This window comes from Bradyrhizobium ontarionense (genome assembly GCF_021088345.1).
GTDB classification, from domain to species: domain Bacteria; phylum Pseudomonadota; class Alphaproteobacteria; order Rhizobiales; family Xanthobacteraceae; genus Bradyrhizobium; species Bradyrhizobium ontarionense.
In genome coordinates this window covers 6,858,051-6,873,239 of sequence record NZ_CP088156.1, presented here as the reverse complement: position 1 = coordinate 6,873,239, position 15,189 = coordinate 6,858,051, and the positions used below count along the sequence as shown (strand labels likewise).

Below are 15,189 nucleotides of genomic sequence, written 5' to 3'. Positions count from 1 at the left end.
TAACTTTCAGACGGCGTGGACTCGTCCCGCTCTTCGGCGCATTCCGGCGCCAGATGTCTTTGTTTGCGTGATCCGGTTTTCATCACTCAGGTGCTTTCCAAGGATGTCGTTCGATGCAAGAAGACAGCGCCCGCGTCCGTGACGCCCTGCCGGGGCAGCTCCCCGTCTCGTCCAACAATCCCTGTCCTTTCCTGCGCGCACTGGTGGCCGGCGGCTTCGTCGATGGTCACACCGTCCCGCTGAAGACGATGGCGCACACCATCGAGGCGGCGAGTGGCGAGACGGGCTTCAAGAGACGCGTCGTCGGCATCAAGACCTTCGGCGTCGCCCTGATCGCCAACGGCCTGTCGCCACTGCGCCTGCTGAAGAGCCTGTGGTCGGGCGCCGATCTCGACGAGCTCCGCAACGGTCCGCTCGACAAGCATGGCGGCGGCTCGCGCATCCTCGATGCCGGGGCAAAAGTCCATCCCGAGGAGATCGATCGTCTGGCCGGCTTCGGCAGCGACTATCCGGATCCCGCTGGGGGCACCGAGCGCGGCCTCAACGCGGCGCAGATCCAGACATTCATGAAGGCCAATCTCAAGCGCGATGGCGACGCGGCGCACTGGTACTATCCCTTGCTCATGCAGGGCGAGTGGCCGGTGCTGCTGAGCATCCTCGGCAAGGGCGACGGCGACAACCGCTACCTCAGCGTCGCCGAGGTCCGCACCCTGTTCGTCGACCGCCGCCTCCCGCAGCGCATCGAGGCGCGGCTGATGGCGAAACCGAAGCCAGCCAACATCGTCTGGCGCATCGGCAAGGCGCTGATCGGCACGGCGGTCCTGGCCGCGATCGCTCTGTTCCTGACATGGATGGCCGCCCCCGATGCGGTCGGCGACAAGCTGAGCGCGATCCTGCCCAAGAAGGTCGCAGCGTTCATTCCGCCGGCACTCCCGACCACCGAGCCAACCACGGCGGCCTATTGGCTCGACCAGGGCTGGACCACGCAGGACCGGCACTGGTTCCACCACGTGACGCAGGGCACCGCCACCTTCCCGATTCCCTACAGCTGGTTCATGGCGATGGAGCAGCCTTATCTGTCTCCGTTCGGCACGCCGGGCCGGATCTCCGACAGCGCCTATCTCGAACGCTTCGGCTTCATTCCGAGCCCGAAGAGTGTCGATGGCGACCCGAGCGCGCTCAGGCCGTTTGGCTACGCGGCCACGTCGACGGCGAAGACCGAGCCGGCTGCGCCGCTGCCCGCGGGCCTGAAGCCTGCTCCAGCCGGCAACGAGGGCGGTCTGCCGGTCGGCTTCGCCCGGCTCACCAACGTCACCAATCCGGCCAGCGGCGCCGCCGAGCCCGACAAGATCGGGCTGACCTGCGCGGCCTGTCACGCCGGCAGCATCCACTACAAGGGCGTGAGCGTGCGCTTCGACGGTGGCCCCGGCATGGCCGACCTGCGCAAGCTCGAAGAAGCCATGGGCTTTGCGATGATCTTCACGCAATACGTGCCCGGCCGCTTCTCGCGCTTCGCCGAGCGCGTGCTCGGGCCGAATGCGTCCGACGCCGATCGCGCGACCCTGAAGAAGGGCCTGAAGGCCGCGACCGACTTCGCGCTCACCATGCAGGCCAAGAACTACCAGACCGCGATCGAGGCCAAGGGCCAGACCGAGACGATGGAAGGCTTCGGCCGGCTCGACGCGCTGAACCGCATCGGCAACCAGGTCTTCTATCTCGACATGGCCGTGAGCGGCCTGCCGAACATGCTCGGCAACCAGGAGGCCATCGACGCGCCGGTGTCCTATCCGCCGATCTGGACCGTGCCGTGGTTCTCCTGGGCGCAGTATGACGGCTCGATCGCGCAGCCGCTGATCCGCAATGCCGGCGAGGCGCTCGGCGTATTCGCTCAGATCAACCTCTCGCCCGAGCCGGCCAGCGGCCGGCTGTGGCGCTCGTCGATGGCGATCGAGAACCTGATCCACATCGAGGACATGCTTCGCGGCCCCGATCCGTTCGCGACCACGACGCCGGCGTTCGGCGGGCTGACCTCGCCGAAATGGCCGGAGAAGCTGTTCGCCGGCGACGACGCCTGGAAGATCGAGCCTGCGCGCGTCGAGCGCGGCCGCAAGCTCTACGCCACGATCTGCGTCGAGTGCCATCTCGGACCCGTCGCGGATCCCGTGTTCGACAAGACCTATCCGGACAAGAGCTTCTGGAAGATCAAGCCGGCCGACGATTGGGACAGCAAGGGCTGGAACGCCAAGGGCCCGATCCTCGACCTGGTGCAGAAGCCGGTCGAGGCGATGCAGACCGATCCCGGACAGGCCAGCATTCTCGCCACCCGCAAGGTCAAGCTGCCCGGCTTCCTCGAGGTCGATCCGGCCAAGGACCTGAAGGGCTGCAACCTGCCGCAGGGCTCGACCACCGACATGCCCTATGCGCTGGCGCTGATGGCCGTGGTGCAGCGCGCGAGCGACAAATGGATGGAGGACCGTAAGCTCTCCGAGGCCGAGCGCGCCGCGCTGTGGGGCGACCGCCCGAACTGTCCCAACCCGGCCGGCAAGAGCTATCGCGCGCGCCCGCTCAACGGCGTCTGGTCCACCGCGCCCTATCTCCACAACGGATCTGTGCCGTCGCTGTACTGGATGCTGACGCCGGCGGCCGAGCGGCCGACCTCGTTCTGCCAGGGCGCCCGCGACTATGATCCGAAGCAGGTCGGCTTCGCCGTGCCCAAAGGCGGCGAGACCGCCTGCAAGGTCGGACAGACGCTGTTCATGACCAAGGATTCCAGCGGCAAGCCGATCAAGGGCAACAGCGTGCTCGGCCATTCCTTCGAGGGCCCCGCGAAGCCCAACAAGGACTATCCGAACGGCATCATCGGCGGCGCCTTCTCCGATGACGAGCGTCTCGATCTCATCGAGTATCTGAAGACGCTGTGAGGGCGGGAGGCTATGTCTGGTCATAGCCTCGGGGCCTCGATGGCAGTCGGCCACGACCTCTCGCCGCGATCGCGGGGTGCTCCCCTCCCCGCGAGGGCAGGGCGATCGCATCGACGAGATCGGGCAATCGCAGCGAGAGCACGTGCCAATTAGTTACTCCGTCATGCCCGGGCTTGACCCACGGCTGTCCGGTTTAGAATGAGTGGACAAGGCGCATGGCGTGGATTCTTCTGCGGTCTTGAGCATCGCCAAATGTTCGAGACACGCCAGGAAGGTCCCGCCATGCGCCACCACAATACTGTATTTCACGCGCTGCAGAAGCTTGTTCCGTGGAGGGATTTCGACCGGCTTGTGGAAACACATCGGGCGAACAAGCGCGTGCGCCGGCTCAGTACCCAGAACCAGTTTCTCGCTCTGCTTTATGGCCAACTGGCTCGCGCGGAGAGCCTGCGTGCCATTGAAGCGTCCTTCGAGAGCCACGCAGCGCGGCTCTATCACGTTGGCGCAAAGGAGGTTTCGCGTTCCACGCTGGCTGATGCCAATGCTCGGCGGCCCTATGAGGTCTTCACCGGGCTTCTGGCCGAGATGATGAAAAGCTGTGAACGGAAGCTGGCAGGTGAAGTCGCGGATGCGGTCTATCTGATCGATTCGACCAGATTTTCCCTGAACTCGCTCAGTGCCGACTGGGCCAAGTTCAGCCGCGGCATCAACTGCTTCAAGCTGCACATCGTCTATAATCCAGATACCGAGAATCCAACCTCGGCTGAGTTGACCGCGGGAAACGTCAACGACATCACCATGGCGAAGTCTCTTCCGATCCGCCTAGGCGCCACCTACGTCTTCGATCTTGGTTACTATGATTACGGCTGGTGGGCCGAGCTCAACAAGCAAGGGTGTCGTCTCGTTACCCGTCTCAAAGCCAATACCAAGCTCAGAAATGTGACCGAGAACAAGATCCCGAAAGACTCTTCCGTCCTGTCTGACCGTGTCGGCCTCCTGCCTGCGAGGCTCGCAGCGTCCCGAAAGAACCCGTTCCAGGATCCTGTCAGAGAGATCAGGATCTCTACGGAAACCGGAAAAATCCTGCGCATCGTCACCAATGATCTCGATGCATCGGCCGATGAAATCGCCGATCTCTATAAGCGCCGTTGGCAGATCGAGCTGTTCTTTCGCTGGGTCAAACATACGCTGAAGATCCGCCACTTTCTCGGAACCTCCGAGAACGCCATTCGCATCCAGATCGCCGTGGCGCTGATCGCTCATCTGTTGCTGCGCGCGACCCATAAGCTGCAAAACAGCGTCAAGAGCCTGCAGACGTTTACAGGTCTGATCACGCAAAACCTCATGCATCGCAAGCGGATCGATCGACTACTCGATCGGCCCCCGCCAGCCAGGCAAGATGACCGCCAGTTGAGCCTAAGTATATGCTAAAAACTAAACCGGACAGCCGTGGGCTTGACCCGGGCATCCACGTCTTTCGTCGAGGCCCCAACATAGGAACGTGGATGGCCGGGACGAGCCCGGCCATGACGACGTGGAAGCAGACGGGCGCAAAACTTCGATCCCGCGACTACGTACTTTCGTACCTGTTCAACTATCAAACATCAGCGAAAACATACGATCGCGATCTCGCGGCGCGAAGAGCCCGAGCTTTGCCAACGATTGCCCTCGCGAAAGACGGGAGGGCGCAGGGAAGGCCGGACCTCGACTGAGGCCCGTGGCCCCCGTGCGGAAAGAATGCACGGGGCAGGAACCACAGGTTCAGCCGGATGACCCGGCCTTCCCTGCGCGATGGCTCTACAGTTTATACGCGCTCTCCCCGGTGAACGGGCTGTCTTGCCACCGTCGCCCGCGCTGCTTCGTCAAAAGCAGCACGAGCTTGGCGCCAGCGTCGCGGCGCCAGGACCACGCGATTTCGCCGTGCACAGCAGACCGTTCGTCGGCATGGCATGACACCACGCTGCGACCCGCCGCGCCCATCGCATCCAGCTTCCCACGCTCGTGACGACCGCGATACGCCCCTCCTCGCGGAAGCCGGACGCCGCGGAGACTACACGATTTCCGAATTTCGTAAATCAGAATATTTTTCGCGCGAGGGCTGGACATGATTTCGCGCCGCGCGCTCGTCGGGCAAATCATACGATTGAAAACGCCCGCGCAGGAAGGCAACATCCGTGCGCTCCAACAGGTGCGACCGAGGGCGACCAACTCGGGTGCCGCATTCGCTCATGCGATGCCCTCCACCTCATTCGTAAGTGAGGCGGCCACCAGCGCCGCTTCGATCGTGCGGCGGGTCTTTTCGATATGCGCGATCATCGCGGCGACGGTGCGCTCGGTGTCGTGCGCCAGCGCCGCCTCCATCAGCTCGCGATGCTCGCCCGCGGCATCGCGATTGCCCCGATCAGCCGTGCGGGCGAGGTCGAGATAGCGCTCATTGTGCGCAAACAATAAGTCACGCACCCGCAGCATCCAGGCGCTGCCGCAGGCCTGCGCAAGCGCCGCGTGGAAATCGCCATGCGCCGCGATCCAGGCCGGCGAGAAGCCGCCGTCATCGCTTGCGATCGGCGTCGCGGCGAGGCGGTGATGCGCTGCGACAACAGCCGTTTCCCACCCGAGATCGCCATTGGCGATCGCCCGGCGCAGGCACTTGGTCTCGATCTCGATGCGCATGTCGGTGAGGTCCCGAAGGTCGGCGACCGACACCGGCGCGACGCGGAAGCCGCGCTGAGGCATCGCCGTCACGAGCCCCTCCGCCGTGAGCCGCGCCAGCGCCTCGCGGATCGCCCCGGTGCTGACCGAGAAGGCAATCCCGAGCTCGCTGATCTTCAGCTTCTCCTCGGGTTGATAGAGACCCGCCAGCAGGCTGGCGCGCAGCTGTTCATAGACGGTCTGGGTGGCGCTTCCGGACATGAATCATCTCGATGGCAGTTCGGTGAGCCTAGCAGAAGTAAAAGTAGATTTTCTTCTAAAAATATATTTTCGTTGCCGGACGGTCGAAGCCTCCCTATGCTTCGCCGCAAACGCCGCCGGATAGTGCGGCGCTTCAGGGAGGTATTCATGCGACGCGCCATCGCAGCCGCAGCGCTGTTCGTCGTTTCATCCGTGCCAGGAGCGCCCGCTCAGGCGGACGAGCAGCCCGGCATCACCGCCACCGAAATCCGCATCGGACAGACCATGCCCTATAGCGGGCCGGTGTCCGCCTTCGGCGTGCTCGGCAGGGGCGAGGTCGCCTATTTCAAGATGGTCAACGACCGCGGCGGCATCAACGGCCGCAAGGTCAACCTGCTGTCGCTCGACGACAACTACGTGCCGCCCAAGACCGTCGAGCAGACGCGGCGCCTGGTCGAGAGCGACGAGGTCTCCTTCATCTTCTCGACCATGGGCACCGCCCACAACACCGCGATCGCCAAATATCTGTCGGCCAAGAGGGTGCCGCAGCTGTTCGTGGCCTCGGGCGCCTCGAAATTCGGCGATCCCGCGCAGTTCCCCAGCGCCGTGATGGGCGTGATGGCGCCGTTCCGCAACGAAGCCCGCATGTATGCGCGCTACGTGCTGCAGAGGAAGTCCGACGCGACCTTCGCGGTGCTGGCGCAGAACGACGATTTCGGCCGCGACTATCTCGCCGGCCTGAAGGACGTGCTCGGCGAGCGCTTCGACACGGCGGTCAACGTCGCGAGCTACGAGGCGACCGAGCCGACGATCGACTCGCAGATCGTGAAGCTGAAATCGACCGGCGCCGACGCGCTCGTCATCGCCGCGACGCCAAAATTCGCCGCCCAGGCGATCCGCAAGACGTATGAGATCAACTGGCGTCCGATGACGTTCCTGAGCAACGTGTCGGTGTGGATCTCCTCGGTGATGGAGCCGGCCGGCCTCGATGCCGGCACGGGCATCATCTCCACCGCCTATGTCAAGGATCCGCTCGATCCGACCTGGGCCGACGATCCCGGCGTCAAGGGCTGGCGCGACTACATGGCGAAATACGTGCCGGACGGCGACATCCGCGACTCCAACTACGTCAACGGCTACAACAACGGCATGGTGCTGGAGCACGTGCTGAAGGCCGCCGGCAACGATCTGAGCCGCGACAACATCCTGCGCCAGGCGCTGGCGATCAAGGACCTGGAGCTGCCGATGCTGCTGCCGGGTATCAAGGTCAACACCAGCGAGACCGACCACCTGCCGGTCGAGCAGGTGCAGTTCATGCGCTTCACCGGCAAGCAGTGGGAGCGCTTCGGCGAGGTGCTGTCGACCAGGTAGCGCGAACCGCAGGCGCTCAGCCGGACTGTCCTTCGCGGGGACCATGGACTTGCGCCGGCTCTTTGTTGCGACGATCGGCAACCGCATAGTTGGAACCGCGAGCCTCGAGGGCAACGCGGTTCGTACGGTGTTCGTCGCCCCGGACGTTCAAGCCCGCGGCGTCGGCAAGCTGCTGATGGCCGAAATCGATCGCGCAGCGCGCGAACAACACATGCCGGTACTGACCCTCCGCTCGTCGGTCACCGCCGAAGCGTTCAACGCGCGGCTTGGGTTCGGGGCCGCGCGCGACAGCTACCACGGGGACGAGCGGACGATCCTCATGGAACGTGCGTTGGATGAATCTTTGTAGTCCTGCCGGATCAGAAGCAGGCGACGCGGATGGATGCGCGTCCTGTCACTCGACGAACAGCTCAGAGCATTCCTGCCGGGCTGATATCTATGCCCTGCCGGATCAGCACGAGAGAAGCGACGACACCGGTCAACCCGAAAAGGGTCACCAGGCCAAATCCGGAATTGAGAGTGCTCTTTACCAGCAGATACCTTGCCATCGTAGTCACTAAGCGCTCCTCCTGAATGAGATTGGTGAAGAGCACTAGAGAGGCGGAGCATTACCAGCTAGTTTCCAGAATCGGAATGATCGTCCCTTGGTGAATGCATCCTTGGACCCGGCGCGATATCAGGGTGAAGTCTGCTTAACTCTGATCTCGGTACGCGGATAGGGCTCGTCATCCCGCAAGATCGGTATCGGCACTCCACTCGCAAGTGGTGCCGCTCACGCCGAGGCAGCAGTCTCTGAATTCGGATTTCGGTCTCGCCGACGCAGGCACGATGGAGTGCACTGGGCCGATTTTTTGGGATTCTTGGACAGGTTTTTGCCGGACGTGCCCGTCGTCGAGCCAATCGGTTCGCATCTCGCTTCGGTCCGCGATCGTCGGACTCCCGGAGGCGCGATACTCATCCACGCTGCTTTTTTCTGCAGCGAAGCAATCCGGAATTGTGGGTGGGCTCCGGGTTGCATCGCTGCGCTCGCAACGACGCATGTTCATCCTGATGGCCATGCCGTCGCGCAGGCAACACGACTTGCCGTTTGATCATACACACTCAAAATGATATTGATTTAGAATTATCGCGTAAAGGTTGTTTTTATTCGCGTGCGATTTTCTGTCCTTTTCACTTCATTCGTTTTCAGGAGCATTTTGCGATGAGCACCACCGGCAATGCTATTCCGATCGTTTTCGAGAACCTCAGTGGACAAGACGCCTGCGTGCAATTTCTCAACGGCGCGTTCGGCTCCGGCCAATATGGCGCGAGCGGTGCGGTCCCGCTCAGCGGCGACACCGGCTATTCCTTGTCCGCGCTGGCAGGACTCGTTCCCGCCTATTCCGCTACGCAGAAAATTCCCAACGTCTTTCTCAACGACTTCACCAACGGCCGGATCTATCTGAACTTCGGCGCGAACGGCCTGTCGGGCCTCGGCAACGGCTATCAGCCGGCGCCGCAAAATCCCAACGATCCCAACTATGCGACGGCCTATGCGTATCTGGAGACCAACATCTTCGGCAACACGCAGAACAATCTCGACATCAGCGACATCGACTTTTTCAGCATGGCGCTGGAGGCCAGCACCTGGAGGGGCGGCCAGCGGGTCGGGGTGCTGAAGTTCACCGACCCAAAGCCCGGCGCCATCGGCGAGAACGTGGAGGCGCTCGGCACCCTGTCCAACGGACAAGCGGTGGTCGGCACCTACACACGGGTGATCGGCCCCGGCCTGACCGGCGGCTATCCCGACTGGAGCACGTATTTCATCTTCCTGGCGTCGGCGTCTCCGACCAAGATCGCCGGCTTCTACGGCGGACAGCCTAACGGCGTCGGGCCGACGGCTGCTCACCACTACGCCCTGACGGCGAGCTTCGGCAGCTCGCAGGTGACGATGACGGGAAGCATCACCAAGGCCGGCTCGCGCACGCCGGAGTCCACGACCATCGTCATCACCTATGCCAGCCTGAACCAGCCGACCGGCGTCTACGGCTGCAATCCGTCCTACCAGGTGAACGGCGGGGCGCCGACGCCGGGGATCATCAATGACGTCTATGGCTGGATCGTCGGCGATCTCGTGGCGGGGATGAGCTACGGCTTTCCCGGCAGCGCCACGCAGGTGACGGTCGACGGCAAGACCACCGCGCTCGGCGACGTGACGTCCACGACCTGGTTCGAGCTCGCCAAGAGCAAGCCGTCGCTGATGTTTGGCGGCGCGCAGAGCAACAGCGCGTACTACAATCGATACGCGGCGCAGATTGCCGGGATGTCCAGCGACTTCTACGGCTTTCCATTCTCCGATCGCGTGCAGCAGCCGCTGCTCTATTTTCCGCCGTCCGGCCAGGCCGGCGGCGTCGACTATCTGAAGATCACGATCCTGCCGATCGCCTATCCGGCTTAGCCTGGGAAACAGCAGGTCACTCGCATGGGCGCAGCGGCATGCGGGAGCGAATCCCGGATGCCGCTGGCGCTCATCCGGGATCAGCCAGCGGCGATACGCGCTTGCAATTTCCCCATCGGCGCGCTTCCGTAGGTCTCACATCGTCACCACGAGCACCGCGGCGTTCCATGTCCGAGACCGATCCCCTCACGCTGAAATTCCGCTGCCCGAAGGAGCTCGAAGGGCTCATTCCACAGCCGATCCCGGCGTCGATGGGGCTTCCCGACTGGATCAAGGCGATGCCGGCGACGGCGTTCAGCGCGCTGAATCAGTCAGAGGAGCAGACAGTCAAGCGCTGCCCACCCTTCATCGACGCGGTGACGTCAGGCTTCCTGATTCCGCTGGTGTGCGACCTCAAGGTCGAGGATGGCGGGATCACCTGGGACAACGAGCTGCCGCCGGGCGGGACGATCGATTTTCCGCGCTCGCCGATCAGCTTCCATGATGTCGCGCAGGTCACGGGTTCACCATTGTTCGAGGCCGACCGCTTCCTTCTCAAGTTTCACAATCTCTGGACCATCGAGGCGCCCGAAGGCTGGGCGCTGTTGTTCACCCATCCCATCAACCGCTTCGACCTGCCGTTCACCACGGTGACCGGACTGGTCGACAGCGACCGGTTTCACGGCTCCTTCGTGCACTTTCCGGCGCATTGGCACGACACGTCGTTTCGCGGCGTCATCCCGAAGGGCACGCCGGTCGCACAATGCATCCCGGTCAAGCGGCAGGCGTGGACGATGCAGACCGCGGTGTTCACCGACGACGACATTGCGGAGATTCACGAGGTGCGCGACGCGCTGAAACGCGAGCAGGGCGTCTATCGCAAGCGGTTCAGGGCTTAGCCGCGCCTGCGCCATCGGCCTGCAGGAACTTCGCCGCCGCACTCGGACGGAAGAAAAAGCGGCCATGCGAGCTGACGGCCAACGTGTAGGCCGCGCGGGTGAGCAGATGCGGCCGTCCGCGCAAGACCGTGCGCAGCGCCGCCTGCGCGCCGTCGCGATCCCCCATTTCGAGCAGGCACATCGCGAGATTGGCGCGGGTCTGGGTGTCGTCGGGCCGCAGGCCGAGCGCGTGGCGATAGGTGCCGGCGGCTTCGGCATAGTCGCCGTCGAGAAACAGCACCCAGGCGAGCTCGATCAGGATGTCGGGGCGTCCGGGTGCCGCGTCGCGCGCGGCCAACAGGTTCGCGCGCGCCCTGGCCCGATCATTGGCCTGCAGCGAGAGGCGCGCCAGATCGAGCTTGAGGTCGACGCTGTCAGGCATCAGCGCGAGCGCCTCCTCGATGACGCCGATGGCTTCACCCAGCTGCCCCGCCTTGGCGAGCCGGCCTGCCAGCTCCTGAAACGACGGCAGATAAGGTGGCCGCCGCGCCGCGGTCCTGCGCAGTTGCGCGAGGCCGTCCACGGCGCGCCGCGCATCGCACAAGGCTGCGCCGAGCAGGGTCTCGATCTCCGGGTCGCTGCCGCGCAGCGCCGCCTTCTCCAGCGGCGCAATCGCTTCGCTGGCGCGCTGCTGGCCGAGCAGCGCATGCGCCAGAACCAGCAACGCAGGCCGGTCGGTCCGGTTGGCTCGCAGGATCGAGGCGGCGATCTGCTCGGCGCGAGCGAACTGCCGCGCGCGCAGCGCGTGCACGGCCTCCTGCAGAGCCTGCGCCTGCGAATTTTTCCGCCGTTCACTCACACGCTGCCGCCAAGAGTTCCGAGGACAAGAGTTCTGAGGACAAGAGTTGCGGGGAGGTATCGAGTCTAGCTAGCCCGCCTGCCGCCGGGTGTCCAGCAAAGGGCGTCGCGGCTCACCCGAACAGCGGGGTGCCCGGCACGAAGGCGTCGAATGCGGCCCAGAACTGGGAGCGGTAGCGATCCTGCTCCTGCAGGATCTCGTGCTTGGCGCCGGCGATGACGAGATGCGAGCCGGCGCGCAGATGGTAGGCGAATTCCTCGATCGCCGCCGTCGACACCACGGCGTCGCTGGAGGCGGCCAGCATCAGGATCGGCTGGCGGATCTGCGACGGATAGTTCATGCCACGAAAGGCCATCATCGCCGAGAACGCAGCATCGGCCCAGGCCACGGTGGGCGAGGCGATGCCGAGCGTCGGATCCTCCTCCAGGATCGCGGCGTTGCGCGCGTAACGGACGGGGTCCGAGGTCAGCGGATTGTTGACGAAGGTCGCGAGCCCGCTGAGGTCGTCGCTGCCGCCGGGCACGTAGCTGCCGCCGCGGCCGGCGGCACGCATCGCCTTCAAGAGCAGCCGCGCCGGCAGCGAGGTGCGGCTGCCCGGCAGGTCGATCATCGGCGCCGACAGCACGACGCGGTCGAACCAGCGCTTGCCGGAATGCGCCAGCCTGAGCAGCACGGTGCCGCCCATCGAATGGGCGAGCGCGAAGTAAGGCGGCGGACAATCCGGCATCACTACCTGGGTCACGAAAGTCTCGACGTCGATCTCGTAGTCGGAGAACGCGCGCACATAGCCCTTGCGGGTATCGCGCAGCCGCCGCGACGAATGGCCCTGGCCGCGCCAGTCGAGGATGGCGACCGCAAAACCGCGGTCGCGCAGGTCGCGCACGGTCTCGAAATACTTCTCGATCATCTCGCTGCGGCCGGTGAACACGCACACCGTCCCCTTGCGCCCGGCCGGCGGAGCCCAGCGCGCAAAGCGCAGCTCGGCGCCATCGGGAGTCTTGATGGTGCCGGCCGTGACGTTTTCGGGGACGGGATTGGCGGGAATCGAGACGAGCGTCATGAGGCGCCATCGAATAGGTGAAATACACCGGGAATCAAGGGGTGGAACGGCAAAAAGAGCCGGTGGCGGGACGGCTTGAACGGAGCCGCGACCGACCCATATCAGCTTCGTGCAGGCCGCTACCAGTGCCGAAAGGCATCAGGCTGCACGACGGCCCGGCCCGATGGCGGGCGGGTCACCCACAGTCGCTCAATGGAGGACTTTGACCATGCGCACCTACGATCTCACTCCCTTCTACCGTTCCACCGTCGGTTTCGACCGCCTGTTCTCGCTGCTCGACCAGGCCACCAGCGAAACCAGCCCGGGCTATCCGCCCTACAACATCGAGCGGACCGGTGAGAATACCTACCGCATCACCGTCGCCGTATCGGGCTTCGGCAAGGACGACCTCTCGCTCGTCGCGAAGGAAAATACGCTGACGATCAAGGGCGAGAAGGCCGCCAACGAGAACGGGAAGGCGAAAGCTGAGCTGCTTTACCGTGGCATCGCGGCCCGCGCCTTCGAGCGCAGCTTCCAGCTTGCCGACCACGTGGTGGTGAAGAACGCCAGCCTTGAGAACGGCCTGCTCCATGTCGACCTCGTGCGCGAGGTTCCTGAGGCCAAGAAGCCGCGTTCGATCCCGATCTCGACCAATGCACAGGCTGCCGAGCAACCGGTGATCGAAGGCTCGGCCGACAAGGCCGCCGCGTAACCGACAGCAGCCATTCAGAATAGGAACGCCCCGGGCCACCGGGGCGTTTTTTTGTGCGTTGTTGCGGTGCGATCAAACGATCGTGACGGACGGTAACGGCCTGCGCCCCACTCGCGAAGACGCCAGTGATCATCTTGCCAACCCAGCCCATGGAGCCCGTGACATGAACGTTCTTCGTACCCTCTCGCTCGTCGCCGCGCTGACGGCATTTGCCGCCCCTGCCCTCGCACAGCCCGCACCGCCGCCCAAGGTCACCAACGTCGTGCTGGTGCACGGCGCCTGGGCCGACGGCTCCAGCTGGGCCAAGGTCATCCCCTATCTGCAGGCGGCCGGCCTCAAGGTCACGGCCGTTCAGAATCCGCTGACCTCGCTGACGGACTCGGTCGCGGCGACGCGCCGCGCGCTCGCCGAGCAGGATGGACCGGCCGTGCTGGTCGGCCATTCCTGGGGCGGCACGGTCGTGAGCGAGGTCGGCACCGACCCGAAGGTCAGCGCGCTGGTCTATGTCGCAGCACGCGCACCCGATGCGGGCGAGGACTTCGTCAAGCTCGCCGGGCAATATCCGACGCCGCCCGCGCGCGCCGGCATCGTCGACCATGACGGCGACACCAAGCTCAGCGAGGACGCGTTCCTGAAGTACTTCGCCAACGGCGTCGATGCGACGACGGCGAAGGAGCTCTATGCGGTGCAATGGCCGACCGCGGCAACGATCTTCGCCGGCCGCACCACGCAGGCAGCGTGGCACGACAAGCCGTCCTTCTATGCGGTCTCGAAGCAGGACAAGACGATCGATCCGGGATTCGAGCGCTTCCTCGCCAGCCGCATGCATGCAACCACGATCGAGCTCGATGCCGGCCACCTGTCACTGGTGTCGCATCCGAAGGAGATCGCGGCTCTGATCCTGAAGGCCGCCGGGCAGCACGAGTAGCGCCATCGATGCTGCTGAGAATCTCTCCAGCCGCTTCAAACCACGCCATCGAGCCCGCCACCGGGTCTCGCCTTCGGCGAGCCCGATGACTAGCTCCGGCGGGCATCCCGTGCACCGAGACGGTCGTGAAAACCGATATCGGTGCCGCCAGGCTCGCCCGGTCGAGCCGGGCGATGACAGTTGTTGTCGTGGCAGGCGCCGGAGCGGAAGCCCTGCCAACGAACCCTAGTCCAGCCCCTGTACCGGCGGCATCGTCGCGGTCGGCTGGATCTGCGGCGCGGGCTTGGCCGCGGCCGGAGGCGTCACGGAGCCCGTGGTCAGCGGCGGTGCCGCTGCGGACTGCACGGGCTTGGCTTCGGCCGGCTTGCCGTCGCCCGATTTCACGGCGCCCGCCGCCTCGGCGGGCTTCGCATCCGCCGGTCTGACCTCGGCCGGCTTGATGTCCGGCTGCTTGATGTCGGTTGCCCTTGGCTGGGCCGGCTTCGGCTCGGGCGGCTTCGGATTGAGCGCTGCGGTCTGCGGTGACGGCACCGCGGGCCGGGCGACCGGCGCGGCCAGCTTCGGAGGCTGCATCGGCGTGGCGGTCGCGATGCGCGGCGCAGCGGGCATGGCCGGCATCGCGCGCGGATCGGCGCTGATCACCGTCGGCGGCGGCAGATGGTCGAGCCCGCCGCGCGGCGCCGGTTCGTAGCGCATCCGCTCATACTGCTCGCCGCCTTGGAAGGCAGGCAGGAAGCGGAGGATGCGGCCTGAACGCGCGTCAACGACGAGCCTGCCGTCCTCGCCGTCGCGGTCGAGCACCGCTACGACATAGACGTTGCCGCGCTGGCGCGGCGCGCCGAGCGGCGAAAAGCCGTTGTCGCGCAGGATGGCATAAACCTCGTGCACCGGCAGGAATGCCGGGGCGTAGCCATAATCCGGCTGATAGCCGTCCTGGCGATAGACCGGCGCAGGCGGCGCGTAGCGCTGGTCCCGATAGCCGTCCTCGACGCCCGGACCGTAGCCGTAGCGCGGCGGCGGGGCGGGCACCGCGGCCGGCGGCAGCTCCGGATAAGGCGCGTCGAAATCGGACACGGCCGTATAGGGCGAGCGGACGCCCGACGGCGGAAGCGGCTCGGCCTGCGCCGCAAAGGCTGCGATGATCGAGGCTGAGACGGCTCCAACTAGCAACTTCAT

At 64.9% G+C, this 15,189-nt stretch carries 13 protein-coding genes; 8 read left to right on the top strand and 5 right to left on the bottom strand.

The window, feature by feature from the left end:
- The first annotated feature begins 113 nt into the window (after positions 1–113).
- Positions 114–2,921: a di-heme-cytochrome C peroxidase gene (locus LQG66_RS29975; protein ID WP_231319436.1), complete on the top strand. Its 2,808-nt coding sequence runs from the start codon at positions 114–116 to the stop codon at positions 2,919–2,921.
- 282 nt (positions 2,922–3,203) lie between these two features.
- On the top strand, positions 3,204–4,352 hold the full coding sequence (locus LQG66_RS29970; protein WP_231327783.1) for an IS4 family transposase: 1,149 nt from the start codon (positions 3,204–3,206) through the stop codon (positions 4,350–4,352).
- A 795-nt stretch (positions 4,353–5,147) separates the two neighbouring features.
- On the opposite strand, the gene LQG66_RS29965 is transcribed toward LQG66_RS29970, so the two are convergent.
- The gene (locus tag LQG66_RS29965; protein WP_231319435.1) at positions 5,148–5,831 is read right to left on the bottom strand and encodes a GntR family transcriptional regulator; all 684 of its coding nucleotides are present in this window, start codon (positions 5,829–5,831) and stop codon (positions 5,148–5,150) included.
- Between the two features lie 147 nt (positions 5,832–5,978).
- Between LQG66_RS29965 and LQG66_RS29960 the strand changes: the two genes are divergently transcribed.
- Both LQG66_RS29960 and LQG66_RS29955 read left to right on the top strand, forming a co-directional pair.
- Positions 5,979–7,181 carry an ABC transporter substrate-binding protein gene (locus LQG66_RS29960; RefSeq protein WP_231319434.1) on the top strand — a complete coding sequence of 401 codons (1,203 nt, stop codon included), beginning with the start codon at positions 5,979–5,981 and terminating at the stop codon, positions 7,179–7,181.
- A 49-nt stretch (positions 7,182–7,230) separates the two neighbouring features.
- Positions 7,231–7,530: a GNAT family N-acetyltransferase gene (locus LQG66_RS29955; RefSeq protein WP_231319433.1), complete on the top strand. Its 300-nt coding sequence runs from the start codon at positions 7,231–7,233 to the stop codon at positions 7,528–7,530.
- A gap of 61 nt (positions 7,531–7,591) precedes the next feature.
- Here the strand turns inward: LQG66_RS29955 and LQG66_RS29950 are convergent, their stop codons facing one another.
- Entirely contained in the window at positions 7,592–7,729 is a 138-nt protein-coding gene (locus LQG66_RS29950) for a hypothetical protein (RefSeq protein WP_231319432.1), read from the bottom strand.
- 653 nt (positions 7,730–8,382) lie between these two features.
- Between LQG66_RS29950 and LQG66_RS29945 the strand changes: the two genes are divergently transcribed.
- Positions 8,383–9,618, top strand: coding sequence for a beta-1,3-glucanase family protein (locus LQG66_RS29945; protein WP_231319431.1), 1,236 nt, complete (start codon positions 8,383–8,385; stop codon positions 9,616–9,618).
- A gap of 167 nt (positions 9,619–9,785) precedes the next feature.
- Positions 9,786–10,496: a hypothetical protein gene (locus LQG66_RS29940; protein WP_231319430.1), complete on the top strand. Its 711-nt coding sequence runs from the start codon at positions 9,786–9,788 to the stop codon at positions 10,494–10,496.
- On the opposite strand, the gene LQG66_RS29935 is transcribed toward LQG66_RS29940, so the two are convergent.
- Positions 10,486–11,334, bottom strand: a complete 849-nt coding sequence (locus LQG66_RS29935) for a tetratricopeptide repeat protein (protein ID WP_231319429.1) — start codon at positions 11,332–11,334, stop codon at positions 10,486–10,488. The two genes, LQG66_RS29940 and LQG66_RS29935, sit on opposite strands and share 11 nt — an antisense overlap.
- Before the next feature lie 112 nt (positions 11,335–11,446).
- Positions 11,447–12,394 carry an alpha/beta fold hydrolase gene (locus tag LQG66_RS29930; RefSeq protein WP_231319428.1) on the bottom strand — a complete coding sequence of 316 codons (948 nt, stop codon included), beginning with the start codon at positions 12,392–12,394 and terminating at the stop codon, positions 11,447–11,449.
- A 208-nt stretch (positions 12,395–12,602) separates the two neighbouring features.
- Here LQG66_RS29930 and LQG66_RS29925 point away from each other — a divergent pair, with 208 nt between their 5' ends.
- Positions 12,603–13,085, top strand: coding sequence for an Hsp20 family protein (locus LQG66_RS29925; RefSeq protein ID WP_231319427.1), 483 nt, complete (start codon positions 12,603–12,605; stop codon positions 13,083–13,085).
- A 163-nt stretch (positions 13,086–13,248) separates the two neighbouring features.
- Positions 13,249–14,013 carry an alpha/beta fold hydrolase gene (locus tag LQG66_RS29920; protein WP_231319426.1) on the top strand — a complete coding sequence of 255 codons (765 nt, stop codon included), beginning with the start codon at positions 13,249–13,251 and terminating at the stop codon, positions 14,011–14,013.
- Positions 14,014–14,238: 225 nt separating this feature from the next.
- On the opposite strand, the gene LQG66_RS29915 is transcribed toward LQG66_RS29920, so the two are convergent.
- Positions 14,239–15,189 (bottom strand): hypothetical protein, encoded by a 951-nt coding sequence (locus tag LQG66_RS29915; protein ID WP_231319425.1) that lies wholly within the window; start codon positions 15,187–15,189, stop codon positions 14,239–14,241.

What these genes read in the sequence shown, in the direction of transcription:
- LQG66_RS29975 (WP_231319436.1), top strand. Translation starts at nt 114, where the DNA reads ATGCAAGAAGACAGCGCCCGCGTCCGTGACGCCCTGCCGGGGCAGCTC.
- LQG66_RS29970 (WP_231327783.1), top strand. Translation starts at nt 3,204, where the DNA reads ATGCGCCACCACAATACTGTATTTCACGCGCTGCAGAAGCTTGTTCCG.
- LQG66_RS29965 (WP_231319435.1), bottom strand. Translation starts at nt 5,831, where the DNA reads ATGTCCGGAAGCGCCACCCAGACCGTCTATGAACAGCTGCGCGCCAGC.
- LQG66_RS29960 (WP_231319434.1), top strand. Translation starts at nt 5,979, where the DNA reads ATGCGACGCGCCATCGCAGCCGCAGCGCTGTTCGTCGTTTCATCCGTG.
- LQG66_RS29950 (WP_231319432.1), bottom strand. Translation starts at nt 7,729, where the DNA reads ATGGCAAGGTATCTGCTGGTAAAGAGCACTCTCAATTCCGGATTTGGC.
- LQG66_RS29945 (WP_231319431.1), top strand. Translation starts at nt 8,383, where the DNA reads ATGAGCACCACCGGCAATGCTATTCCGATCGTTTTCGAGAACCTCAGT.
- LQG66_RS29940 (WP_231319430.1), top strand. Translation starts at nt 9,786, where the DNA reads ATGTCCGAGACCGATCCCCTCACGCTGAAATTCCGCTGCCCGAAGGAG.
- LQG66_RS29930 (WP_231319428.1), bottom strand. Translation starts at nt 12,394, where the DNA reads ATGACGCTCGTCTCGATTCCCGCCAATCCCGTCCCCGAAAACGTCACG.
- LQG66_RS29925 (WP_231319427.1), top strand. Translation starts at nt 12,603, where the DNA reads ATGCGCACCTACGATCTCACTCCCTTCTACCGTTCCACCGTCGGTTTC.
- LQG66_RS29920 (WP_231319426.1), top strand. Translation starts at nt 13,249, where the DNA reads ATGAACGTTCTTCGTACCCTCTCGCTCGTCGCCGCGCTGACGGCATTT.
- LQG66_RS29915 (WP_231319425.1), bottom strand. Translation starts at nt 15,189, where the DNA reads ATGAAGTTGCTAGTTGGAGCCGTCTCAGCCTCGATCATCGCAGCCTTT.